Genomic DNA, 24,983 nt, shown 5'->3' with positions numbered 1-24,983 from the left:
TATTAAAAATCAATTATCCTCCAAATACTTCTTTCACTTTTTCCAGCATATTCCTTATTGGCAGATTGTATGGGCACTTTGTTTCACATTCACCGCATTTGGCGCAATCCTTTGCCGTTTTTTTCAGATTGAAATATCTCCCCTCTGCCCAGTCAGCAAGGTCATATCTTTCTTTATAGGCCTGAAATGTGAATATAGACGGCATATCAATCCCTGCAGGACAAGGCTGGCAATATCCGCATCTTCTGCAAAAATCAGATCCAAGTTCCTCAGCCATTTTTTGTACTTTAATCTTTTCATCCTCCGAAAGGAACATATCATTGTCAAACACCTTTAAATTGGCTTCCAACTCCTCAACAGTAGCCATGCCGGGGATAGCTACACTAATGTCCTGGTTTTCCAGCACAAACTTCAAAGCCAGCAAAACATCCTGTAAAAGTCCACCTGCAAGAGGTTTCATTGCTATTACTCCTACACCAAGTCCTGATGCTCTTTTAAATAAAGCCCTCGCCTGAGTTTCAACTATATTATAAGGATACATTATAGTTTCAAATTTGCCGGTATCCAAAGCAAGTTCAAGAGCATCCACACTGTGGGATGTTATGCCAATATGGCCTATCAACCCTTTCTCCTTAGCTCTTTCCAGTGAGCGGTATGCGCCCTCTTCATCTAATACTTTATTAAGCTCCTCTTCTGTTCTTACATTATGTAATTGATATAAATCAATGTAATCGGTATTAAGGTTCTTCAAGGTAGTCTCAATATCTTTATCCATGGAGTTTCTGTCCCTGGCCATTGACTTGCTGGCAATTATCCACTTGTCTCTATTGCCTTTCAACGCCTCTCCAATATAACTTTCAGATACTGTGTACCCCCTTGCGGTATCAATAAAATTTACTCCTAGTTCCTGGGCTCTGGAAATAGTTTTGACTGCTTCTTCCTTTGAACATCTTTGAATAGGTATACCCCCAAAGCCGATTAAAGATACTTTAAGTCCGGTAGTACCTAGAATTCCGTATTTCATTTTTTCATCTCCTCAATGGCATCAAGCATAAACTATGTTGTATGTAAATTTATGCTTCTTATTATTTTGTGCTTTATACTCTGTATGTTTTTTATATCTGTATATTTTTATTATATGAATTAATGCTGCTGTTTTCAATGTGCCTGCCGCAAATAGGCAATGGCCCTTTGTAAATGGGCGACTGCCTTAATGATTCCTTGCTTCCTCATTAATAATCTGCCCTGATAAAGTCAATTTTTATTTCTCCTTCCTTCTTATAAATGGTAGCCATTCCTCTGTAGGCATCATTCATTTCAGGGTAGTCATCCCTATAATGAGGACCTCTGCTTTCTTTTCTGTAGGCAATAAGCTGGAGAATACACTTACCTAATTCAATATAACTGCATAATTCACTTACATTTCTTATCTGACAGCCTTTCTCAAAGTGAGCCATAGGATTAAAAGCAGATTCTATCCTGCTTATCTGGGCAAGGCCTTCCCTGCATCTGACTTCATTTCTTACTATAGCCCCATTTCTCCACATTATTTCACGGATTTCTTCAAAGGCTTTTTTAATATCAACTATTCCGCCTCCTTTTTTCTGATAACGGTCATAAACAGAAGCTTCGGCATCTTTAATGCTTAACTGGCTGTGGGTCCTGCCTGCTGCATATTTGGCAGCATATAAACCCGCCCGGGCTCCGAATACTTGTGTAGCAGCTATGGCTGCTCCTCCAAGCCTGTCTGCACCATGAGGTCCCCCTGCAGTTTCTCCGGCAGCATAAAGTCCCGGAACTCCTGTGCCTGCATCCTCTGTTATATATATTCCGCCATTAAAACACTGGGCATGAGGAATCATATCAAATCCCTGACCTACTGGGTCCACTCCTCTCTCATTCATCCAGTTCAGCCACGCAGTAATTACCCAACGCTTATCTTCCAGTACTTTGGGAGAATAATGGACATGTATTCCGCCGGAATCAAAAGCCAAACCCTTCAGCCATTCCTCATACATTGCGATATCTAAATAACGGCTTATTGTGGCATTGCTAAAAGGACCATGTTTTGCTCTTTCAATAAGGCAATGTTCAACAGAAATGTTGGAAGGAAGGTATTTTTTTAATATATCTTCTCCATTTCTATTTGTAAAGGTTGGTATTGTATCTAAGTTCTTTTCCTGGAATAAAAGCTTCTTTACAGGCCAAGTAAGTCCGGGTATAAACTGTATAAATTCCAGATTGGTTAATCTAGCGCCAGCGTCAAGGGCAAGCATATACCCGTCACCAGTCTGGTCAGGAGTCGCAAGGCCATATTTATATATGCCGCATCCCCCTCCGGTACAGAGTATTACAGCTTTTGAGCGGAAGAAAACTACATGGGAAAGTTCGTCAAAGCCAACTGCTCCAACGCAAGTTTCTCCGTCCATGACGAGTGAAATTATATTAATACCTGTCCTTACGGACACATTTAGCTTTTTTAACTGAGTCCACATGACGTTCCGTATTTTATCCATACCATATGTAGAAGATCCTCTTTTTCTCTTTCCGAAACAAGGTATTACACCATTGTATTCCCCTGTCAGGGGATCCTTTGAAAATTCAAGACCATAATCCTCCAATTCATGAAAACGTGCTGTGCATTCATCCGCCAGTATTCTGGCAAGAGATCTGTTTGCAGCTCCTGCTCCTGCCTCCAAAATTTCTTCATAGTAATAATCAGCCGAATCTCCTTCGAATATAATTGCGTTCATACCCCAGCCAGGTGTTCCTGGATAGAAAGTCGCTCCAGTGCGGCCAAAAGGGAATTTTGAAACAATAAGAACCTCTGCTCCACTTTCTACGGCTTTAATAGCGGCCTTTATCCCTGCTGCTCCTCCACCGATAATTAAAATATCAGTTGTGCATTCATATTCTACCTTTAAACTCATGACCTTACCCCCTTAATATATTCTCATCTGCTATATTAAGTACATGTCAGTCAGATTTATATGATAATATCCAGGCTTACCTAATGTATTTGATTTCTAGTCTTTGAAAATTAACTTTTTCAATAAATTGCTCTTCAGTAAAAGAGGTTCTGCCATAATTTACAAACTCGGTTGTGTTTTTCTTAAGCCATATTGGCACCTGAATATCCAATTCTTTGCATACAGAAATTAAGCATTCTTCCAGAGTTTCTCTAAAAGAATTTTCTTTTTCATGGGGTTTTGACTCTACTGTTGCTTCCTTTAATATTTTTGTACCTTGAATTAATTTACCGTTTAGTTTCAAAATAATCCACCTCTGTTGATACACAAGAATTACTCGAGCAAAAATATCTTATTGTTTTATAATACCATATATGGCATTATATTTATATGCGAACATAGGTTCTTTTACCTTTGAAGTTTAAAACATATGCAATTGGGATATGACTTTTACCTCTCATAAATGAAGCTGTGTCGAGTTGATTTTAGTTAAGTCGAGTTAATTTTGGTTAAGTCAAATGAATTTTAGTTAAAAGTAAACTTCAATTTATATAATTGCCCGAACAAAATCATATTAAAAATATGTTTATAATGCAAGAATTATATTTATATCCTGCAAAAACCATTGACAGAGCCCAGGTATTTTAGTATATTATACGTGTTATATCAGCAGTAACAGTGCTCATTAACGGACAAACAGACAGATTTCTGCTTAAAATAATTCTGTTTTTTATTTTTCGATCCATAATCTTCTTTAATTAGATGATTCAGAAAATTATGGATCTTAATCTTTTTGCTTGGAGAGAAAAAATGAGTAATCAGACTATTTTGATAATAGATTTCGGAGGCCAATATAAGGAACTTATTGCACGCCGGGTTCGCGAGTGTGGAGTGTACTCAATCATAAAGCCAAATACAATTACAGTTGATGAAATAAGAAGTATTAATCCTATCGGTATTATTTTCACCGGAGGACCCGACAGTGTTTACAAACCAGGCGCACCTACCTGCCAGCCGGAAATTCTTAACCTTGGGATTCCAATACTGGGCATTTGCTATGGCATGCAGCTTATATGCCATCTTCTGAAAGGAAAAGTAATTCCCTGTGAAAAAAGTGAGTATGGAGTTGTTATGTGTTGCCTTGACCAGTCTTCTGAACTGTTTTCCGGTCTTGACAGAAATCAGCCTGTACTAATGAGTCATTCAGACATGGTAGAAAAGCTTCCGGATGGGTTTCATCCAATTGCGCAAACACCTCATTGTTCCATTGCTGCCTTTGAGAATCCTTCAAAACAAATTTATGGATTACAGTTCCATCCTGAAGTAGAAAACACAACTAACGGGAAACAAATTCTAAGAAACTTTCTTTATGTTATCTGTAAGGCCATTGGTGACTATTCCGTGGAAGACTATCTGCAATGTCAGATCAATAATGTACGTGAGAGAATTGGGAAAAAAAGGGTTTTATTGGGCCTTTCCGGAGGAGTAGACTCTTCTGTGTGTGCTGCTCTTCTATCTAAAGCCATTCAAAATCAATTGATCTGCATTTATATAGATCATGGCTTTATGCGCAAAGGTGAAACAGATGAAATCCGGACAGCATTCAGAAAAAGAAATCTGAATGTCTTCTATATAGACGCAAAGGAACGTTTTATGGAAAGGATAAAAGGTATTACAGACCCTGAAGCAAAACGCAAACTTATCGGAGATGAGTTTGCCAGAGCTTTTGAAGATGAGGCAAGAAAGCACGGCTACCCTGAATTTCTGGCTCAGGGTACTATCTATCCTGATATAGTAGAATCAGGTAAAAATAAATCTGCTACTATCAAAAGCCATCATAATGTAGGAGGTCTTCCTGAAGATCTTAAATTCCAAGGAATAATAGAGCCTCTCAGTGGGTTGTTCAAGGATGAAGTGCGAAAACTTGGCCTTTTGTTGGGGCTTCCCCGAAAACTCGTATTCCGTCAGCCTTTTCCCGGCCCGGGACTAGCCATCCGTATAATAGGTAAAGTAACTGAAGAGAAACTTTCTATGCTGCGTGAAGCTGATTTTATACTACGGCAGGAAATAGAAAGTTCACGGTGTAAGGTTGATCAATATTTTGCGGTGCTGACAGATACAAAAAGCGTAGGTGTAATGGGCGATGGACGCACCTATGAATATACACTTGCAGTACGTGCAGTACGAACCAATGATTTTATGACATGTGAATTCGCCAAACTTCCCTTTTCACTACTTAGCCGGATATCTTCAAGGATAACTAATGAAGTTAAAGGCATAAACCGTGTTGTATATGATATTACAGGCAAACCTCCGGCAACAATAGAATGGGAATAAGTATAAAAGAAAGGAGTCAATATGAAAACCAAATACGAAAATCCTTTATGTTCACGTTATTCTTCTGAAAAGATGCAATATATATTTTCACCTGACTTTAAGTTTTCAACATGGCGTAGGCTATGGATTGCCCTGGCAGAAAGTGAGAAAGAACTTGGGCTTCCAATAACAGATGAACAGATAGCTGAAATGAAAGCTCATGTATCAGATATCGACTATGATACAGCCTCTAAATATGAAAAAATCCTGCGCCATGATGTTATGGCTCACGTACATGCCTTTGGAGAAGTCTGCCCAAAGGCTAAACCAATAATTCATTTAGGGGCAACATCCTGTTATGTAGGAGATAATACAGATATTATACAAATGCGGGAAGGCTTGTTGCAAATTCGTACATTGCTTATAAATGCAATTTCAGCTATTGCAGAATTTGCTATTAAATACAAGGACATTCCTACTCTTGCCTACACACATTTTCAGGCAGCTCAGCCCACTACGGTTGGAAAAAGAGCAACCTTATGGATTCAGGATTTCATGTTTGATCTTGAAAGGTTAGATTTTGAGCTATCTCACCTTAAATTACTGGGATGTAAAGGTACCACTGGGACCGGAGCCAGTTTCCTTGCACTTTTCGATGGAGATATTGAAAAGGTTAAGATACTGGAAAAGAAAATAGCTGAAAAAGTTGGCTTTAAAGATTGTATAGCCGTTTCCGGGCAAACCTATACCAGAAAAGTAGACTCTTTTATACTTAACGTTCTTTCAGGAATTGCACAAAGCGCATCAAAATTTGCCACTGACCTCCGGCTGCTTGCACATTTAAAAGAATTTGATGAGCCTTTTGAAACCGGACAGGTAGGTTCATCAGCAATGGCCTATAAGCGTAATCCCATGAGATGTGAGCGCATTGTTTCACTGGCAAGATATGTTATTACCAATTCCCAGAATCCTGCTTTTACGGCAGCCAACCAGTGGCTGGAACGTACACTGGATGATTCTGCGAACAGGCGTATTTGCATTCCTGAGGCATTCCTTGCAACAGATTCTATCCTTTCACTTGTTATAAATATAATTCGGGGAGGACGTATATATCCTAAAGTTATGGAGAAACATATTGCAGAGGAAATGCCCTTTATTGCCAGTGAAAATATTCTTATGCATGCAGTAAGCTGTGGTGGAGACCGTCAGGCATTACATGAAGCTATCCGCAGATATTCAGTAGAGGCTGCTCAGCGTGTAAAGATTTATGGTGAGGATAATAATTTACTGGAAAATCTTCTTAATGATCCTCAGTTCTCCCTGGACAAAGAAACTCTTAAGGAGATACTGGATATCAAAAAGTTTATAGGATGCGCTCCCTCACAGACTGAAGAATTTATCGAAAACTATGTGAATCCATTACTGGAGAAAAATAAAAACCTGTTGGGATTATCCGTTGAAGTTCGCGTATAAGGAGATGATCATGATGTTAACAGCTATTGTTGGTATTAATTGGGGAGACGAAGGAAAAGGTCGTATGGTTGATTTACTGTCGGAAAAATATGATATTGTTGTCCGTTATCAGGGTGGAAACAATGCAGGACATACTGTTGTAAATGAAAAAGGAAAATTTATACTAAATCTTCTTCCGTCAGGTATTTTAAGAGACAAGACCATTAACGTTATGGGTCCTGGCATGGTAATTGATGTTGAACACCTTTTTTATGAAATAAAGAAATTAGTGGATGCAGGCATTAAAATATCTCCCGAAAATTTAAAAATCAGTGACAAAGCAGTAATTAGTATGCCGTACCATAAATTATTGGACTGTCTGGAAGAAAACAGGCTTGGAGATAAAAAATTTGGATCAACAAGGCGTGGAATTGCTCCTGTATACGCAGATAAGTTTATGAAAAAAGCTCTGCGCATGGGTGACCTTTTTTATTATGACGCATTAAAGACAAAACTTCCTGATATTATTGAATGGAAAAACCTTATTGTTCATGAGGGATATAAAGCTGAAGCTCTAAAATGGGAAGATATGCTTAAATGGCTGGATGCTTATGGCATGCCGTTTAAAGATTATATTTGTGATACCACCCAATTTCTGACTGAAGCAATAAATTCGGGAAAATCCATCTTATTTGAAGCACAACTGGGTGCGCTACGTGATATAGATTATGGTATTTACCCTTATACTACATCTTCTTCTACCATTGCTGCATATGCAAGTATAGGTTCCGGAATTCCTGCCCAGAAGTTAACTAACGTAATAGGTGTTATGAAAGCTTATTCCAGTTGTGTTGGAGAAGGACCTTTCACCTGTGAACTGTTCGGACCGGAAGGTGATAAACTGCGGGAAGCCGGTGCAGAATATGGAGCGGCCACAGGAAGACCCAGAAGAGTAGGAGGATTTGATGTCCCCGCTTCAAAATATGGCGTATTAATACAAGGGGCTGATGCAATAGCTCTTACAAAACTAGATGTATTGTCATATATGAAAAAAATACCTGTATGTGTCAAATATGATATAGATGGTGTAATTACAGACAAGTTTCCCACCGGAGAAGCCCTTTTCCGCGCAAAGCCAGTTTATGAATATCTGGAAGGCTGGATAACAGACATATCTGGATGCAGAAGCTTCAATGATCTGCCAAAGGCTGCAAGGGATTACATCATGTTCCTGCAGGATTCTGTCAACTGCAAAATAAAGTATGTTTCTGTAGGTGCCGGAAGGGACGAATATTTTGAAATGTGAAAAGTGAGGTAATAAATATGACAAAAAAAGAACTTTTATACGAGGGTAAAGCTAAGAAAGTGTATACAACTGAGGATAAAAACTTATACATTATTTCCTATAAGGATGATGCCACTGCCTTCAATGGTCTTAAGAAAGGTAGTATTAAAGAAAAAGGCGCAATCAATAACCTTATAAGCAATCATCTAATGGGCCTTCTTGAAAAGGAAGGCATACCCACCCATTTCGTAAAAGAACTTAGTGATAGGGAAACACTTGTAAAAAAGGTCATTATTATTCCTCTGGAAGTAATTATACGCAATATTGCCGCTGGTTCACTTACCAAACGCCTTGGGCTGCCGGAAGGTACTCCTTTGAAACACCCGGTTCTTGAATACTGCTATAAAAATGATGCCCTTGGTGACCCCATGGTCAATGAATCACATATTAAAGCCCTTGGTTTGGCAACCGAAGAGGAATTGGAGCTTATTGCCGGTTATTCCTTTAAAATCAATGATTTCCTGCGTAATTATTTGAAGGATATCCATATCGATCTTATTGATTTTAAAATTGAGTTCGGCAGAACAGAAGATGGAACCATCCTATTGGCAGACGAAATATCTCCTGATACCTGTCGTTTCTGGGATTCCAAAACCGGTAAAAAACTGGACAAAGACCGCTTCAGGTTTGATCTTGGCGATGTTGAAGAGGCATATAAGGAGATAATGAAGCGCCTTTTAGGAGGTGAACGGGGTGACCGGTGAACTTCATGAGGAGTGTGGTGTCTTTGGCATTTATTCCTCAGTTCCTTCCAATGTTGCCCATACCGTTTATTACGGGCTTTACGCCCTTCAGCACAGAGGCCAGGAAAGCTGTGGCATAGCAGTATGTGGTCCGGACAATATACAAATTCATAAAGACATAGGGCTTGTCAATGAAGTTTTTACACCTGACTGTATGGAAAACTTCAGTAAGGGAACCATAGCAGTAGGACATGTACGTTATGGCACCACTGGTGATTCAGGACGGGCCAACGCCCAACCCATATTTGTCCGTCACAGAGTAGGCAATATGGCCACCGTACACAATGGCAACCTGGTAAATGCGGCAGAGCTCCGCAGGGAGCTTGAGCTTTCAGGTTCCATCTTTCACACCACCAGTGATACTGAAATTATTTCTTATATTATAACCCGAGAAAGAATCCGGTGCGGTTCAGATATAGAGGCTGTACTTTCAGCAATGAATTTGCTTGAAGGTGCCTATTCCCTTATTTTAATGTTATCAGATAAATTGATTGCATTGAGAGATAAAAATGGCTTCCGCCCTCTCTGTTTTGGAAAGAATGAAAATGGCGATTATATAATAGCCTCTGAAAGCTGTGCCCTGAATGCGGTAGATGCAGAATTTATAAGAGATATTAAGCCAGGAGAAATAGTTGTATTTGACAAAGCAGGTGTCCACAGTGTAGACATAAACTGTGGAAAAGCAGAAGAATCTATATGCATTTTTGAATATATTTACTTTGCTCGTCCTGATTCGGTGATTGATGGCGTCTCCGTACACCATTCAAGACTCAAGGCAGGAGAATTTCTGGCAGAAGAATATCCTGTAAATGCCGATGTGGTTATTGGTGTGCCTGATTCAGGAATTGACGCTGCCATAGGTTATTCACGCCGCTCCGGTATTCCTTATGGAATTGGTTTTATCAAGAACAAATATATAGGAAGAACATTTATTTCACCAGGGCAGAAAACTCGCGAAGATAAGGTACGGATTAAACTGAACCCGCTCTCGGAAACAATAAGTGGAAAACGGGTTGTGCTTGTAGATGATTCAATTGTTCGTGGTACAACCAGTGCAAGAATTGTAAAGCTTTTAAGGGATGCAGGAGCGAAAGAGGTGCATATGAGAATTACATCTCCTCCTTTTACTAACCCCTGCTATTACGGAACTGATGTAGATTCCCGTGAAAACCTTATTGCATGCAAGTATACAGAAGAGGAAATTAGAAAAATTATAGGCGCAGACAGCCTTGGATATCTGAAATTAAAATATTTAAGCAGATTTGTTGATGAAACAGGTACTCACGGCTACTGTACCGCCTGTTTCGACGGAAAATACAAGACCAATATTCCAAAAACAAGTAATAAAAATGTATTTGAAATAATATAAAAATGTTGAAGCAACCTCGCTTCGCCCGGGGTTTTCAGTGGGGATCTTGCAATCCCCCACTGAACAAGGTTGTTATATTATGTAATTAGGTCAATATATTCCATTATATTCCCACAAATCCAAAAACTATACCGCCAAGTATCCCTGAGCCAATAATGACGAGTATAGGATGAATCTTAAACTTTTTCAATGCAATAATTGCTGTTATAAAAATAATTACACTTGGTATATCTATTGCTTCAAATGGCTTTGTAAACAGAAGCTTGAAAAGTTCTAATGAAAACTTCTGTGTAAAAATACAGGTTTCTGCCACAAATATAGCCGCTGTCATAATAAGTGCTGAAATTGTCGGCCTTATCCCATAAAAGAAAGTCTCTTTTAGTGGATGTTTCTGAAATTTAAAAAATATTCTCGAAACCAATAAAGCCAGTATGAGAGATGGCAATGCAACACTGGTTGTTGCCAGTGCGCCTCCAAGTATACCTGCAGCTTTATATCCTACAAAAGTAGCAGTGTTAATCGCAACAGGACCTGGTGTCATTTCTGCTATAGCTATAATATCTGCAAATTCTGAACTTGTTAACCATCCGTTAATCTCAATTTCTTTCTGGATTAAGGGGAGCATGGCATACCCTCCCCCAAAGCTGAATAACCCTATCTTGAAAAATACATATATGAGTTTTATAAAAATCATTTATTCTTAACTCCTTTCTTAGCATTGGAGTTAAGCAAACCGGGGAATAAATTGCACAGTACTATCCCAAGAATTGCTCCTGCTATTATTATGAATATTACATGAATATCAAATACAATGGAGGTTATAAAAGCTGCAACTGCTATAAGTAAAGCTACCTTGTCTTTTATGGCTGATTTCGCAATTTTTATGGCTGCTGTAGAAATTAAAGCAACCACTGTAGGTCTGATTCCTCTAAATATAGCCTGAACAATAGGTATATCCTCAAGCCTTTTAAAAAGCATAGCAATAATAGTAATAATAATAAATGAGGGCATTATCATCCCTAAAGTTGCTGCAACTGCACCTTTTTTCTTGGCTAATTTATAACCAATAAAGGTAGAAGAATTAATTGCAATAACACCAGGCAGAGATTGTGAAACTGCATAAATATCAATTAGTTCCTCTTCCTTTATCCAGTTTTTTCTATCGATTACTTCTCTTTGCATAATAGGAAGCATAGCATATCCTCCACCGAAAGTAAAAGCACCAATTCTAAAGAAAGTTATAAATATTTTAAACAAATCTTTAATACCAATCTTTTGATCCATCACAATAGTCTCCTTGCAGTTGTATTCTTATTATTGTACACTTATTTTTGTACTCTTATGTTTTAAATCACATTAGCTATCAATGTTTACTGTTAATGCTTGTCAACTATATTTTTCTTCTTATTCTGTCATTCTGCAATATTTTGTTACTTATTAATCCCCCCTTACACTTAATTAGGCCGCACAGAAACCTGAACTTATTATTCCGTAAAACAGACTTCCTATATCTATAGGTGGTTTTTCTCCTTTAGAGTAAGTTGTTCTTTCAACCATGCCATATAAACATAAAATACCTGCATATTTGCATATACAGGTATCATAACATATTTTTAATTATCAATAAAGATTATGTTTATTTACCTTTTTCTGAATACCTTTCTATTATTACATCCAATTTGTTATTTTCATTAGGGTAATTCTTTCGCATTTATCCTTCTTTAAATTCTGCTATTTATCTTCTTACTATTTTCGCGACCTGCAGCATTCTTTCAAAAGTATAAGTATAGTAACTTTTATATGCTTCACAGAATTTATTTTGAGACATGGTATTTCCTTTAACAGGTTCCCGGTATCTTCTGCATCCTCCCCTGCATATAAAAAACCACTTGCAGCCGGTACACTCATTGACAGGGTTATCGTTGACAGATAAAAACTTCTGTCCCTTATCACTTTCTCTGAATTCTTTAAAACTCATTGTCAAATCAGTGATATTGCCCAGACACCACTGGTCTGTTACATAGAAGTCGCAAGGGTATACCCCTCCATCGGCTTCTATAACGAACTGACAGGAGCACTTGCCTGTCAGGGCGCAAAGCAAAGGTGGCTGACCGTTTAAAGCTAGGATATTATTATCAATGTGCTGTATGCTTACATAATTTCCTTTTACAAAATCATTGTACCAATCGTCAAACAGAGTGTTCAGAAAATATTCATATCTCTTAGAGGAAAGAAAAAACCCCTCTTCTTCATCAGTTTCAAGAGGAGAAATACATGGTATAAACTGAAGATATCTAAAATCACATTCTTTAAAAAAAGAATAGATTTTTCTTATATGTCTTGCCACATAACCTGTAACCACGCAGAGGATATTATAGTCCACTTTATATTTTTTGAAAATTGATACAGTTTTCATTATCTGATTGAAAGTGCCTTTTCCATCAGGCCTTATCCTCAAGGAATCATTTATATCCTTATACCCATCAAGGGAAAGCCCCACAAGAAAATTATGTTCCTTAAAAAAATTCGCCCAGTTGTCGTCAATCAGCATTCCATTAGTCTGAATAGAATAGTGTATATCAATATTTTTTCTATTATATCTGTCAGCAACAGCACAAAAATCCTTATAAAACTGCAAACCTGAAAGGGTCGGCTCTCCTCCCTGAAAGGCAAATGTACAATACAGATCTGCAAAGTTAAGAGATTTTCTTATTAGTTCTTCCATAACATCATAATTCATATAACCAAAAGATTTAATCTCTCTTCTTTCACTCACATCATGATAAAAACAGTATTTACATCTTAAATTGCACATACTGGATGAAGGCTTTATAAGCACACTTAAAGGAGGCATTTAATATTCTCTTTCCCAAAAAATTGTATTTTAGTTATGAATATTACAATATTTTTATTATAGTTTCAATATTCCTTGACAAAGTCGCTTGTTCAATTTTCAAAACATCATTAACTTTTACTTACCCATATTGGAGTGCTCCAGGCAAAGGGTCCTTTAGCTCTGGCGAAGTTAAAGGAATATTTTCCTTCCCTTATAAATGGTCCGCTATATTGGTTTCTATTGCTGTCAGGTTCATTAAATGATGGATCTCCTATTGCTTTTACGCGTACATAATAAAAATGCTGTCCACTGAATAAATAAGGGTCAATAAACTCATCAATAAGTTTTTTGCCAGGTCTTTCATATCTTCTTACTATCCTGTCATCACAAAATACCTCTATATATTCAAGTTCCTCAGGAGAAACTACTTTAATCCTGGCAGGAGTATTTTTATTAATTATGCCTTCATCTCCGATAAACAAGTTACCAATTCTAAAATCTATCAGTATGCGCAATCCTTGCGTAGCAATAGTTCTTCTTTTCTTATAGGCTTCAAAAAGTTTTTTGGGTTCCAGTTCCTCCGCAAAAATGCCGGTTAAAGCGCCTCCCAGACCTGGGCAGGCTCTGTGAGTATCACTCGAACCTATAAATGCAAATTTTTGTCCTTCCAAAAGTCTCTTCTTAATAAAATTCTTCTCTTCAATTGATATTCTCCAGGATGAACATACCTCTACAAACTGGTCTGCTTGCTCTCCTGTAAGTTTCCAGCTTGGATGATGGGCGACCATAATACCATCGGTCTTGCTAATTTTTCTTGCCAGAGATTTTACATCCCTTGTTTCCGGATCAAGCCTGCTAAAATATAGTCCCTTCTCAGGAAATATTACATACCTGTGATTAAAGTTAGGCTCCAATTCCTTTTCATGGCAGGTAAATTCATAACCGGGAAAAACAACAAACTTTCCTGGCACAGTATAAACCCTGGCAAGTTCCCGCTGTATCAGCCATTCGGCTGACATTAAACCGGCATGAGGATAATAATCATTATCAACCATGGCCATTACATCCAGACCTGCAATATCCCTTCCAAAATGAATTAGTTCATCCGGCTCTCCCTCTGCATCGGGGCTGAAATTTGAATGGACATGAGTATCGGCCCAATAAAGGTTTAGTTTTTCCTCTTTTATTACTGCAAAATAACGTTGATCTTTATTTTCATTTATCTCTGGCTCTAATTTCTTATTCCAGCGTGTCTCTCCCTCTCTGTTGATTTCAAGCTTAATACCATTGTTAACATCTATATATTTTTGTTTTAAATAAGGCAACTCGTATACATTTGCCTGATCCAAATATGCAATGCCTAGTTTCCTTTCATTCGTAAACCCGGCAACGCTATAACAAGTTCCTCCCTGGTGCAGTATTACTGGCTTTTCCCAGTTCTGTCCATTAAACCTTTCTCCAACAAGATAACCATAATGTTCATAACAAAGCTTGTCTTTTTCGAAATCTATAATAATATCTTCCCGTTCCTTTTCAAAGCGCATTTCCCACAGCAGCCATAAACTTCCCTGTTCTTCTGCTACGAGGCTGCATTTCCGCCGGATGCCAAAATAGGGTGTATAGTTTTCTATTCCCAATAATCCTTCATTTAAATATGCAATCCAGTCAGGATTTATATTATGTATGCCATTGCTTATCTCTGAAAACACTATTCCTGTGCTATGATCAACTATTCCTAATTCCTCATCTACTATATCAGAAATAGCAATGCATGCTATAGAATAAGTTGTATTGTCCCGGACCGCCACCTGAGGATATAATACTCTCTCAGATTCCCGGCTAATGGTATATTCACATATTTTGCTGCCATCCATGGAGATTTCCTGAATCATTACATGCTGCAATCCTCCCATACACTGATCCCAGGCAATAAGAATACTTTTGCCATTACTGCAGGCAGCCGGCCTGAAACAATTCCCCTGTCCATTTGAATGCCTTCTGGGCTTACTCCAGCCCTGGGGACCCAATACAGAAGAATATATGGCAAATGAATTATCTGACTCATCGCAGCCAGCCCATATCACATATGGCTTATTTGCTGCTATGCATATTGTGGGGTGCATACATGCATAAGCGCTAATATGAACATACTCATGGCTCAGGATATTTCCATTCTCTCCTATTTCTGCATATACAACCTTCCATTCTCCCTGGTCAATTTCAATCCAACTGGCGGATATCCTTCCCTTATCCCTGGCAATAATGAAAGGTCTGGAAGGTAAAAACTTGTCAGCAAGTATCTTGCATGTACTTTCCAAGCCTTTACTATCAGTTGTATATCTAAGTAATAACTTACGTTGTCCCTCTTCTTCAAAACTTATTAAACTCCAGATGTTACCTTCAGAATCCACTGTTGAAGTAGTCCGGCGTTCATAGCGGTTTTCATTTATTTTAGGATAGTGAAAAACTTTCCTTAGATTCACAGCGAAATCTTCTATCTTCTCATGCTTGGACATTTTTTACCTCCCTGCATATTACTAAACTTTAGAATAATATTAGAAGGCCAATATTATTTTTAAACTCTATAGCTCATTACATATTACCATATAGAAAGCAATGTTTCCAGAGTACAAGTTTCCTATTGGAGTGAAAAAATGCAATAAGCACATTACTCTATAAAACATAGAAGCTTGACTCAATAGAGTTTTACATTAATAGTATTTATTTAAACAGAATATTGAAAACATAAAAGTAGTCCCCGGTCTGGAATAGCCAAACCAGCAGACTACCTTCAAATAATCTGACATTATATTCCTTCTTCAGCAGACTCGCTTCTCCCGGGATTCAGTGGGGGTCTTGCAGTTTCCACTGAAAAAGGTTTTTATTATATAATTTACATTAATTCAGTTCCCGCTTAGTTTCCGCTTACAGAAGCGAGAGACTTCTTGACGCTTGGTAAAAATGTTTTGACTTTATTCAAACATACCGTTTGCGCCATTCATACCGTTTGCGCCATTTTTTCTCTCGGCACTCAGCATATATTCTATTGAATCTACCAGGGCTATCCAGCTGGCATTAATAATGTCTGTAGATACACCTATGGTACTCCATACTTCTTTGCCATTTGTTGATTCAATTAATACCCTTACCTTTGCTGCTGTGGCTGCCTCTGAATCTAATACTCTAACCTTGTAATCCGTTAATTTCATATTCTGAATCTGAGGATAGAATTTGCCCAGAGCTTTTCTCACAGCATAATCCAGTGCGTTAACCGGACCTTCTCCCTCTGCGGCGGTTATTTCCTCCTGGTCTCCAACCTTTATCTTTATCATTGCTGAGGAACTGTATTTACCTACAGAAGGCATGTTAACAATAACTTTAAACTCCTTTAATTCGAAAGAAGGTATATATTTGCCCAAAATTTTTCTTGCAAGAAGTTTAAATGATCCTTCAGCCCCTTCATACTGATATCCTTTAAATTCCATTTCTTTAAGTTTTTCAATCACGGCTTTTGTCTCAGGTGAATCCTTTTTAATATCCGGATCAACTTCATTTAAAGTATGCAGAACTGCACTGCGGCCTGCTACCTCTGACATAAGGAAAATTCTCTTATTGCCCACAGCTTCAGGATCTATTAACTCATAGGCAAAAGTGTTTTTGTTTACAGCGTCAGCATGCATACCAGCTTTATGGGCAAAAGCTGCGTTCCCTACAAAAGGTGCTCTTTCATCATGAATTATATTTGCTATTTCGCTAATATATCTGGCAAATGGTGTCAGTGTCTTCATATTTTCTTCAGGTATGCAGTTATATCCCATTTGTAATTGCAAAGTAGGAATTATTGTACATAAATTAGCATTTCCGCATCTTTCACCATAACCATTGATAGTACCCTGGACTTGAGTAGCTCCGGCTTCTACACCAATTATAGATCCAGCCACTCCCATGCCATTATCATTGTGACAATGTATGCCAATTGGTATCGGAAATTTCTCAACAACCATCTTGGTAATATTATATATCTCAAGAGGCAGTGAGCCTCCTTTTGTGTCACAAAGACATATGCTGTCAGCTCCGGCTTTTGCGGCATATTCCAAAGTTTTCATTGTATATTCAGGATTTGCCCTATATCCGTCGAAGAAATGCTCAGCGTCATATACAACTTCTTTTCCAAGATCTTTAAAGTACTTAATGGTATCATATATCATGTTTAAATTTTCTTCCAGAGTAGTCTTTAGTATCTCGGTAACCTGAAAATCCCAGGACTTTCCAAATATTGCCACGGCATCTGTACCAGCTTTAAGCAAGGATTTTACGTTTTCATCATCTTTTACATTTATATTTACTCTCCTGGTGCTTCCAAAAGCAATAATTTTTGCATTTTTAAAATTCATCTTTTTAACTCTTTCAAAAAACTCCAAGTCCTTAGGATTTGAACCTGGGTTACCGGCTTCAATATAGCTTATTCCCAACCTATCTAATGCCTTGGCAATTTTCAGCTTATCTTCAACGGTAAAGGATACTCCCTGAGCTTGAGCTCCGTCTCTTAATGTTGTATCATATATAACTATTTTTTTCATAGGAATCACCCCTTCCTATTTAGTTGATTGCCTGTGCAACACTATTGTCATTTCTGCCACCATTCTCATTTCCGTTTGTTCCTATTATTTCTTCTCCAAATTCACTGATAGCTTTATTAATTGCATTCAAATAAGCCCTTACGCTTGCCTCAATAATATCGGTACTTACACCTTTCCCAAGAAAATTCTCATCATTTTTAGAAATTCTTACAGTGACCTCACCCAGGGCATCTTTTCCTTCTGTAACAGCTCTAATCCTGTATTCTTCCAATTTAAAGCTAATTCCTACGGCTCTGTCCAAAGCATTAAATGCGGCATCAACGGGACCTGAACCGGTGGCTGCCTCAGTAATGGTTTTGCCTTCTCTTTTAATAGATATTGTGGAAGTAGCTACAACTCTATTACCGCTGCTTATTTGGAAACTTTCCAGTTCAAAGATTTCAGGAACTTCAAATTATTTCTCACCTATTAATGCTTCAATATCCCGGTCAGTAACTTCCTTCTTCCTGTCGGCCAGATTTTTAAACTTTTCAAATGCATCTTTCAACTTTTCTTCTGTCAGAACGTAACCCATTTCCTTTACTTTCTCCTCAAAAGCATGTCTTCCAGAAAGCTTGCCTAATACCATTTTATTTTTGGGAAGACCGATCGATTCTGGTCTCATTATCTCATAAGTTGACTTTTCTGCCAGCAGACCATGCTGATGAATACCCGATTCATGGGCAAATGCATTTGCTCCTACAATTGCCTTATTGGGCTGTACATTAATTCCTGTATAGCTGCTGATTAGCTTACTGGTTCTATATATTTGAGTGGTATCTATACTATGAGTGACATTGTAATAATCCTTTCTTGTTTCAATTCCCATAACTATTTCTTCTAGAGCAGCATTTCCAGCTCTTTCTCCAAGGCCGTTAATCGTACACTCCAACTGGGTTGCTCCATTTTCCATAGCTGCAAGAGTGTTTGCCACAGCGAGTCCTAAATCATTATGGCAGTGAACACTTATTTCTGCCCTATGAATATTAGAAACGTTTTCTTTAATATTCCTAATAAGTCTTCCAAACTCTTTGGGTGCAGCATAACCTACCGTATCCGGTATATTAATAACTGTTGCCCCGGCATTGATAACAGCTTCAAATACTCTGTAAAGGAACTCTTCCCTTGTCCTGCTGGCATCTTCAGCTGAAAATTCTACATCACTGCAGTATTTCCTGGCATATTTGACCATAGCTACAGCTCTGTCCAGTACTTCTTCTTCTGACATTTTAAGCTTATATTTCATATGAATATCAGATGTTGCTATAAATGTGTGTATTCTTGGATTCTCTGCATATTGCAGAGCTTCCCAAGCCCTGTCTATATCTTTTTGAACAGCTCTGCTTAGGCTTGCAACAACAACTCCCTTCACATTTTGTGCTATGGTTTTTACAGCCTCAAAATCTCCAGGAGAGGCTATGGCAAAGCCCGCTTCTATAATATCAACTCCCAGTCGGGCAAGCTGTCTTGCGATTTCTAATTTCTCATGTATATTAAGGTTAACACCCGGAGTTTGTTCCCCATCTCTTAATGTAGTATCGAATATTTTTATTTTTGCAGGCATATAAGACCTCCTCTTCCATACAAGATAAATTTCTCCATTAAGTCAGGTTTGATCTAAAAGCGAATGAAATTGGAAGCATATTGCAAAATTTGTCACTGAAATCGCAGTATTTTAAGGGTTGAAACGCCACGGATGGCGTAGAAAGTGCTGTTGAAACACGATGTTGAATCAGCACGGGCCCATAAAATGTAAGATGAAGTGTTACAAAATTCAATATGCTGACATGTAATGAGCTTTTAGGTTAAAACCAATTACTTCAGCCATCCCATCATTTTTCTCAGTTCTGCTCCTACCTTTTCAAGCTGGTGCTGGGATTCTTTCCTTCTTGTAGCCAGGAACTCCGCCCTGCCACCTGCTCTGTTCTCAGCTATCCATTTTGATGCAAAAGTACCATTTTGTATTTCTTTAAGAATTTTCTTCATTTCTTTCCTTGTCTCTTCTGTTATAATTCTCTTTCCGGTCATATAATCTCCATACTCAGCCGTATCACTTATAGAGTATCTCATATAGGAAAATCCGCCCTGATTTATCAGGTCTACAATCAGCTTCATTTCATGTATGCATTCGAAATAAGCGCTTTCAGGTTGGTATCCTGCTTCTACTAATGTCTCAAAACCTGCTTTCATCAACTCGGTTACCCCTCCGCAAAGTACTGCCTGTTCTCCGAAAAGGTCGGTTTCTGTCTCTTCTTTAAAGGTAGTTTCAAGTATCCCTGCCCTACCTGCACCTATTGCGATAGCATAAGCAAGAGCATACTGCTTTGCTTTTCCGGATGCATCCTGGTGCACTGCTATTAATGAGGGAACACCTTTTCCTTCAACATACTGGCTTCTTACTGTATGGCCAGGGCCTTTAGGAGCTATCATTATTACATCAATATTTTCAGGAGGTATTATTTGATTGAAATGGATGTTAAAACCATGTGCAAAGGCCAGTACATTTCCTTCTTCCAGATAAGGCTCTATGCTTTCCTTATAAACTCCCGCCTGGAGCTCATCAGGAATAAGAATCATTATTATATCTGCAACTTTTGCAGCTTCAGCAGTATCAAGAACTTTCAATCCATCTTTTTCAGCCTGGGTTCTTCTTCTTGAAGAAGGTGTTAAACCAACCACTACATTCATGCCGGAATCCCTCAGGTTCTGGGCATGTGCATGACCTTGGCTCCCGTAGCCTATTATTGCAATAGTTTTATCCTTTATTAATCCTAAATCTCCGTCTCTATCATAGTACAATCTTGCCATTAAAATCATTCCTCCTCATTATTTGTTGCTTTTATTTGTTTATTACCTCTATCAATTGCTATTGTACCGGTTCTAACTATTTCTTTTATGCCAAACTGTTTAAGCATATCTTCCAGTGCAGCTACTTTCTCATTGCTTCCTGAAGCTTCAATGGTCAAAGTTGTCTTTGATACATCTACAATTTTAGCCCTGAATATTTCAACTATCTGAATAATCTCAGACCTTGTGGCAGCATTTGCAGAAACTTTAATAAGGGCAAGTTCTCTGCTTACTGAATCTGCTTCGTTTAATTCTTTTACCTTTATGACATTTATAAGTTTATTAAGCTGTTTGCAAACCTGTTCAACAACGTGGTTATCTCCATTGACTACTATTGTCATCCTTGATATTTCCGGATTTTCTGTAACTCCAACAGCAAGACTGTCAATGTTAAAACCTCTTCTGCTAAATAAGCCGGATACTCTTGAAAGTACTCCAGCATTGTTTTCAACCAATACTGACAAGGTATGCTTTCCCACTTTGCTACCCCCTTTAGAATTATTTAATCCACTCAATGTCTTTTCCTCCATTTCCGCTATGTTGTCGTCTTTACTTCGGTCATGTGATAGTATCTCTATTTGACCTAAAGAGTTGGTTCTTCTGGATCCACGATACATTCCAGAATAAAGGGTTTATCGTCAGATAGCATTTTTTCCAGCGTTTCAGGAACCTGATGGTTGCTGTTAATTCTCTGGCCCCTGAAACCGTATGCCTCTGCCAGTTTTATGAAATCAGGGTTATCATCCAGAAAAACCTGGGAATAACGTCCGCAATATTTCTTTTTTTGTACCTCTCTGACCATACCTAACCTGGAATTATTTAAAATAACCAGTTTAATTCCAAGCTTATATTGCTTTATGGTTCCCAGCTCCTGCATGGACATCTGGAAACTTCCATCTCCGCTTATGGTTATTACTTTTGATTCGGGGCTTCCTATTTTTACTCCTATGGCTGCAGGAAGTCCGTATCCCATAGTACCCATTCCACCTGAGGTAACAAATGTCCTTGGTTTCTTTATTTTAAAATAATTCGCCGCCCATATCTGGTTCTGTCCTACTTCTGTTGTAATAACCCCATTATCTCCGGCCATGTCAGAAAGCAAATCAATTAAGTATCTCGGATCTATAGTTTCAGACTGTTCTTGATTTTTATGGGAAAAGCTACCCTTTGACAAAGGATGCTCCCGTTTTTTCTCTGCAATTATTGTTTCCCAATGTTCAGTATCACCTTTTTCAACTATCTCCAATAGTTCTTCAAGTATATACCTGGCATCTCCCACTACTGGTATAGAAACCTCTACGTTTTTCCCAATTTCTGCCGGATCAATATCGATATGAACAATCTTAGCCTTTTTAGCTATCCTGCTGGCCGATCCCATTGCCCTGTCGCCAACCCTGGCACCTATGATTATTAATAAATCACAGTTGTTTACTGCATAGTTTGCTATATAGCTGCCATGGGAACCTATCATACCCAGGTTTAATTCATGACAGGAAGGAATAGCACCTATTCCCATTAAAGTTGTAGTTACAGGAATCCTGCACTTCTCTGCAAGCCTTATAAGCAGATCAGATGCATCAGCGTTTATTATTCCTCCACCGGCGCAAATTACCGGCGCTTTTGCCTTTTCAATAGCCTCGGATATTTTTCTTATCTGAAGCACATGACCTTTATAAGTTGGCTTATAACCTTTCATATCAAGGCTTTGAGGATATTCGTAATCAATCATGCTTTCCTGGATATCAATAGGAACATCAATCAGCACTGGTCCCGGCCTTCCTGTAGAAGCAATATGGAAAGCCTCCTTTAAAATCCTGGGCAAATCATTTGCACTGCTTACAAGATAATTATGCTTGCAAAAAGGAGCAGTGGCTCCAGTTATATCTGCTTCCTGGAAAACATCTTTCCCTATCTGGTCTGTGGGAACCTGACCTGTAATAGCCACAATAGGAATAGAATCCATATAAGCTGTTGCAATACCTGTAATCAGATTGGTTGCCCCAGGACCCGATGTAGCCACGCATACTCCCGTTTTACCTGTAATTCTTGCATAACCGCTTGCAGCATGTACAGCTCCTTGCTCATGTCTTGTTAATATATGTTTTATTTTGCTGTCTATCAAATAATTATAAAATGGACATATTGCAGCACCAGGATATCCGAATATTACTTCAATATTTTCTTTTTCCAACGACCTCAGAATTGCTTCCGCACCTGTTATCTTCATAATCCTACCCCTTTGTATAGTAAAAAACCCTTCATCCTTGCAGAATATGATGCAGGGACGAAGGGAATAGATCCTCTACGTGGTACCACCCTACTTAAACACACAATTGCTTGTGTATTCTCAGTAGTACAGTCAGTACTCGACTATAACGTAGTCACCGCTATCATCTATCTGCCTTAACAAGTTAAAGCTTTCAATGGTAGAGTTCCGGAGTGAGCTATACATGCAATCCCGTGTACCGGTTTACACCATCCACCGGCTCTCTTGTACACTTTGGATGCATCTTTTCTCCTTCATTACTAAATACCCAGTTATTTAATTCTCATAAACTATTTGTATATATGATTCCCGCAAAGTTTAATTCAGAGTCAAATTTTTGTGTAATTGACTAATATTGTATCAAAGCTTCAAAACCAGTGTCAAGCTAATTTTTATATGTTTCTTGCTCATTTAATATATTTTTTTATAATGTTTATTGCTATAAAATCAGCAGACAAGCCCTTTTGCCCAAAGCAGCAAGTATTATCTGGTGATCAGCCCATCTCTCTCTTTGGCAGCAAGTCTTATGGGCACTGTAACTATTTTTCCATCTTTTTTGGAGATATGAGTAACGTTTATCACATCTCCTGGTCTCTTTGAGTATAAATATGTTCTTAATTGGATCATTGTATTAATATCCCTACCATCTACCTGTCTAATTATGCAGCCCACGTCAATACCCTTTTGGAAGGCGGGACCATTTTTATCTACATTTGCAACGTATATACCATTATCTACACTGATATTTTTATTAACATAAGGTATAATTTCTTTATCATATGCAAAAATACCCAGATAAGGCTCTATAAACTCTCCTCTTTCTATAAACTGCTTAATCACTGGAATTGCTACATTTATTGGTATTGCAAAACCAATTGCTTCTGCGCTGGTAACTTTAATAGTATTGATACCTATTACCTGGCCTTTTGAATTAAGAAGCGGGCCTCCGCTGTTTCCGGGGTTTATGCTTGCATCTGTTTGAATTAAATCCTCCATATAATTAGGACCCTGTTCGGTATCGATTTTAATTGTCCTGTTTAGAGCACTGATAATACCTGATGTAACAGTTCTCTGGAAAATAAGTCCCAGCGGATTACCTATGGCTATTGCAGGTTCACCCACCTGTAATTCGTTCGAGTCTCCAAAAGGAATTGGAGTCAGTCCCGTAAGATTAATTTTTATCACTGCCAGATCCAATACTGGCTCAGTCCATAAAACTACTCCCTCAACCTCTCTGCCATCTGCTAAAGAAACGATAATTCGTTTGCTTTTTCCGCCAACAACGTGATTGTTTGTCAGAATATAGCCGTCAGAGCTTATAATAACCCCTGAACCTACTCCCCATTTTTCAGCGGCATTTTGCTCAAATATACTATTTCCGTCCACCCTTAATACTGATATTCCCACTACTCCAGGAGTAGCCATTTTTGCCACTGTTGCAATTACATGCTCATCAACCTGTGTCTGAACTGCCATTTGCTGAGGTTGAGGCATATCCACAGTATTACGGCTGCTATTATCGGGAGAATAGTCCCGTCTCTGGTAGTAGCCTGATACAAAATAAAAAACGAGTATACTCGTAATAAATGAAGTTACAAGAGAGGTAATTAATATCCCTAAAAAATTGTATCTTCTTTTTCTTTCGTACATTTTACCATCCTTCATAATAAGTATTTTTACTTATAGTATTTATACTTAAGCATTCATACTTATTATTTCAAAAAATGAGTAAAAGATACAAAGTCTCACATATAAGGTTTTACTATTTTCTTTACACTTTTTTCAAATTTAGTCCTGGGAAGCATTACTAAATGAGAGCAGCCCAGGCATTTTATTTTAAAATCCACTCCTGTTCTTGTTATTTCCCATTGTTTGCTGCCACAAGGATGTTCCTTTTTCAGTTCTACAATATCTCCGATTTTGAATTTATCAGCCATGAAATCTCCTCCTTCCAAACATTTGATGCCTCATCCATCAAATCTTTTTCCTTGGATTTCATAATATATTCATTATACTATTTGACTATATATGATAATGTATCAATAATATTAAATCAAATTTATTTAATTGCCAACGGCATGTATTAATTTGGTTGCATAGAGTAAAATTACTGTAGGGATAAATTGGAATATAGTTCCAAATAAATAGAAAAGAAGATGAAATCCTGTTAAAATATAGTTCTCAACAAAAAATAACAGAAAAGGAGATCATCTTCTATGTA

General features: G+C 38.0%; 18 protein-coding genes, 1 pseudogene and 1 other annotated feature. Of the genes and pseudogenes, 5 read left to right on the top strand and 14 right to left on the bottom strand.

The genetic code is table 11. The features are described from left to right. Positions 1 to 13: 13 nt before the first annotated feature. The 3 genes from GXX20_06945 to GXX20_06935 form a co-directional block, all read right to left on the bottom strand. A complete protein-coding gene (locus GXX20_06945) occupies positions 14 to 1,024 on the bottom strand; it encodes an aldo/keto reductase (protein HHW31395.1) in 1,011 nt (336 codons plus the stop codon). 208 nt (positions 1,025 to 1,232) lie between these two features. Beyond that, complete coding sequence (locus GXX20_06940) at positions 1,233 to 2,930, bottom strand: FAD-binding protein (GenBank protein HHW31394.1); 1,698 nt, start codon at positions 2,928 to 2,930, stop codon at positions 1,233 to 1,235. Between the two features lie 76 nt (positions 2,931 to 3,006). Beyond that, positions 3,007 to 3,273, bottom strand: a complete 267-nt coding sequence (locus tag GXX20_06935) for a hypothetical protein (GenBank protein HHW31393.1) — start codon at positions 3,271 to 3,273, stop codon at positions 3,007 to 3,009. Between the two features lie 506 nt (positions 3,274 to 3,779). On the opposite strand from GXX20_06935, the gene guaA reads away from it, so the two are divergent. Genes guaA through GXX20_06910 form a run of 5 tightly spaced genes read left to right on the top strand, consistent with a single transcriptional unit; the run spans position 3,780 to position 10,194 of the window. Further along, the gene (guaA, locus tag GXX20_06930) at positions 3,780 to 5,306 is read left to right on the top strand and encodes a glutamine-hydrolyzing GMP synthase (protein ID HHW31392.1); all 1,527 of its coding nucleotides are present in this window, start codon (positions 3,780 to 3,782) and stop codon (positions 5,304 to 5,306) included. A 21-nt stretch (positions 5,307 to 5,327) separates the two neighbouring features. After that, entirely contained in the window at positions 5,328 to 6,758 is a 1,431-nt protein-coding gene (locus GXX20_06925; protein HHW31391.1) for an adenylosuccinate lyase, read from the top strand. Between the two features lie 13 nt (positions 6,759 to 6,771). Continuing rightward, positions 6,772 to 8,043, top strand: a complete 1,272-nt coding sequence (locus GXX20_06920) for an adenylosuccinate synthase (GenBank protein ID HHW31390.1) — start codon at positions 6,772 to 6,774, stop codon at positions 8,041 to 8,043. Positions 8,044 to 8,060: 17 nt separating this feature from the next. Next, the gene (locus tag GXX20_06915) at positions 8,061 to 8,786 is read left to right on the top strand and encodes a phosphoribosylaminoimidazolesuccinocarboxamide synthase (protein ID HHW31389.1); all 726 of its coding nucleotides are present in this window, start codon (positions 8,061 to 8,063) and stop codon (positions 8,784 to 8,786) included. After that, complete coding sequence (locus GXX20_06910; protein ID HHW31388.1) at positions 8,767 to 10,194, top strand: amidophosphoribosyltransferase; 1,428 nt, start codon at positions 8,767 to 8,769, stop codon at positions 10,192 to 10,194. The genes GXX20_06915 and GXX20_06910 overlap by 20 nt, the downstream gene beginning before the upstream one ends. A gap of 103 nt (positions 10,195 to 10,297) precedes the next feature. Here GXX20_06910 and GXX20_06905 read toward each other — a convergent pair whose 3' ends face one another. The 11 genes and pseudogenes from GXX20_06905 to GXX20_06855 form a co-directional block, all read right to left on the bottom strand. After that, entirely contained in the window at positions 10,298 to 10,888 is a 591-nt protein-coding gene (locus GXX20_06905) for a chromate transporter (protein HHW31387.1), read from the bottom strand. Next, entirely contained in the window at positions 10,885 to 11,478 is a 594-nt protein-coding gene (locus GXX20_06900) for a chromate transporter (protein HHW31386.1), read from the bottom strand. The genes GXX20_06905 and GXX20_06900 overlap by 4 nt, the downstream gene beginning before the upstream one ends. A gap of 451 nt (positions 11,479 to 11,929) precedes the next feature. After that, positions 11,930 to 13,048: an anaerobic sulfatase maturase gene (locus GXX20_06895; GenBank protein HHW31385.1), complete on the bottom strand. Its 1,119-nt coding sequence runs from the start codon at positions 13,046 to 13,048 to the stop codon at positions 11,930 to 11,932. A 110-nt stretch (positions 13,049 to 13,158) separates the two neighbouring features. After that, positions 13,159 to 15,546 carry a hypothetical protein gene (locus GXX20_06890; protein ID HHW31384.1) on the bottom strand — a complete coding sequence of 796 codons (2,388 nt, stop codon included), beginning with the start codon at positions 15,544 to 15,546 and terminating at the stop codon, positions 13,159 to 13,161. 456 nt (positions 15,547 to 16,002) lie between these two features. Continuing rightward, on the bottom strand, positions 16,003 to 17,610 hold the full coding sequence (locus tag GXX20_06885) for a citramalate synthase (GenBank protein HHW31383.1): 1,608 nt from the start codon (positions 17,608 to 17,610) through the stop codon (positions 16,003 to 16,005). 19 nt (positions 17,611 to 17,629) lie between these two features. Beyond that, positions 17,630 to 19,213 (bottom strand): annotated as a pseudogene (locus GXX20_06880) (2-isopropylmalate synthase). Positions 19,214 to 19,464: 251 nt separating this feature from the next. Next, positions 19,465 to 20,457, bottom strand: a complete 993-nt coding sequence (ilvC, locus tag GXX20_06875) for a ketol-acid reductoisomerase (GenBank protein ID HHW31382.1) — start codon at positions 20,455 to 20,457, stop codon at positions 19,465 to 19,467. Between the two features lie 5 nt (positions 20,458 to 20,462). Continuing rightward, the gene (gene ilvN / locus GXX20_06870) at positions 20,463 to 20,975 is read right to left on the bottom strand and encodes an acetolactate synthase small subunit (protein HHW31381.1); all 513 of its coding nucleotides are present in this window, start codon (positions 20,973 to 20,975) and stop codon (positions 20,463 to 20,465) included. A gap of 104 nt (positions 20,976 to 21,079) precedes the next feature. Then, the gene (gene ilvB, locus GXX20_06865; GenBank protein HHW31380.1) at positions 21,080 to 22,723 is read right to left on the bottom strand and encodes a biosynthetic-type acetolactate synthase large subunit; all 1,644 of its coding nucleotides are present in this window, start codon (positions 22,721 to 22,723) and stop codon (positions 21,080 to 21,082) included. A gap of 50 nt (positions 22,724 to 22,773) precedes the next feature. Continuing rightward, positions 22,774 to 23,029 (bottom strand) — a binding site (T-box leader). 216 nt (positions 23,030 to 23,245) lie between these two features. Beyond that, positions 23,246 to 24,412, bottom strand: coding sequence for a trypsin-like serine protease (locus GXX20_06860; protein ID HHW31379.1), 1,167 nt, complete (start codon positions 24,410 to 24,412; stop codon positions 23,246 to 23,248). Between the two features lie 95 nt (positions 24,413 to 24,507). Further along, complete coding sequence (locus GXX20_06855; protein HHW31378.1) at positions 24,508 to 24,699, bottom strand: DUF951 domain-containing protein; 192 nt, start codon at positions 24,697 to 24,699, stop codon at positions 24,508 to 24,510. Between the last annotated feature and the right edge of the window lie 284 nt (positions 24,700 to 24,983).

This window comes from Clostridiaceae bacterium (assembly GCA_012840395.1).
In the GTDB taxonomy this organism is placed as follows: Bacteria; Bacillota; Clostridia; order Acetivibrionales; family DULL01; genus DULL01.
This window is presented reverse-complemented; position numbering and strand designations above follow the sequence as displayed.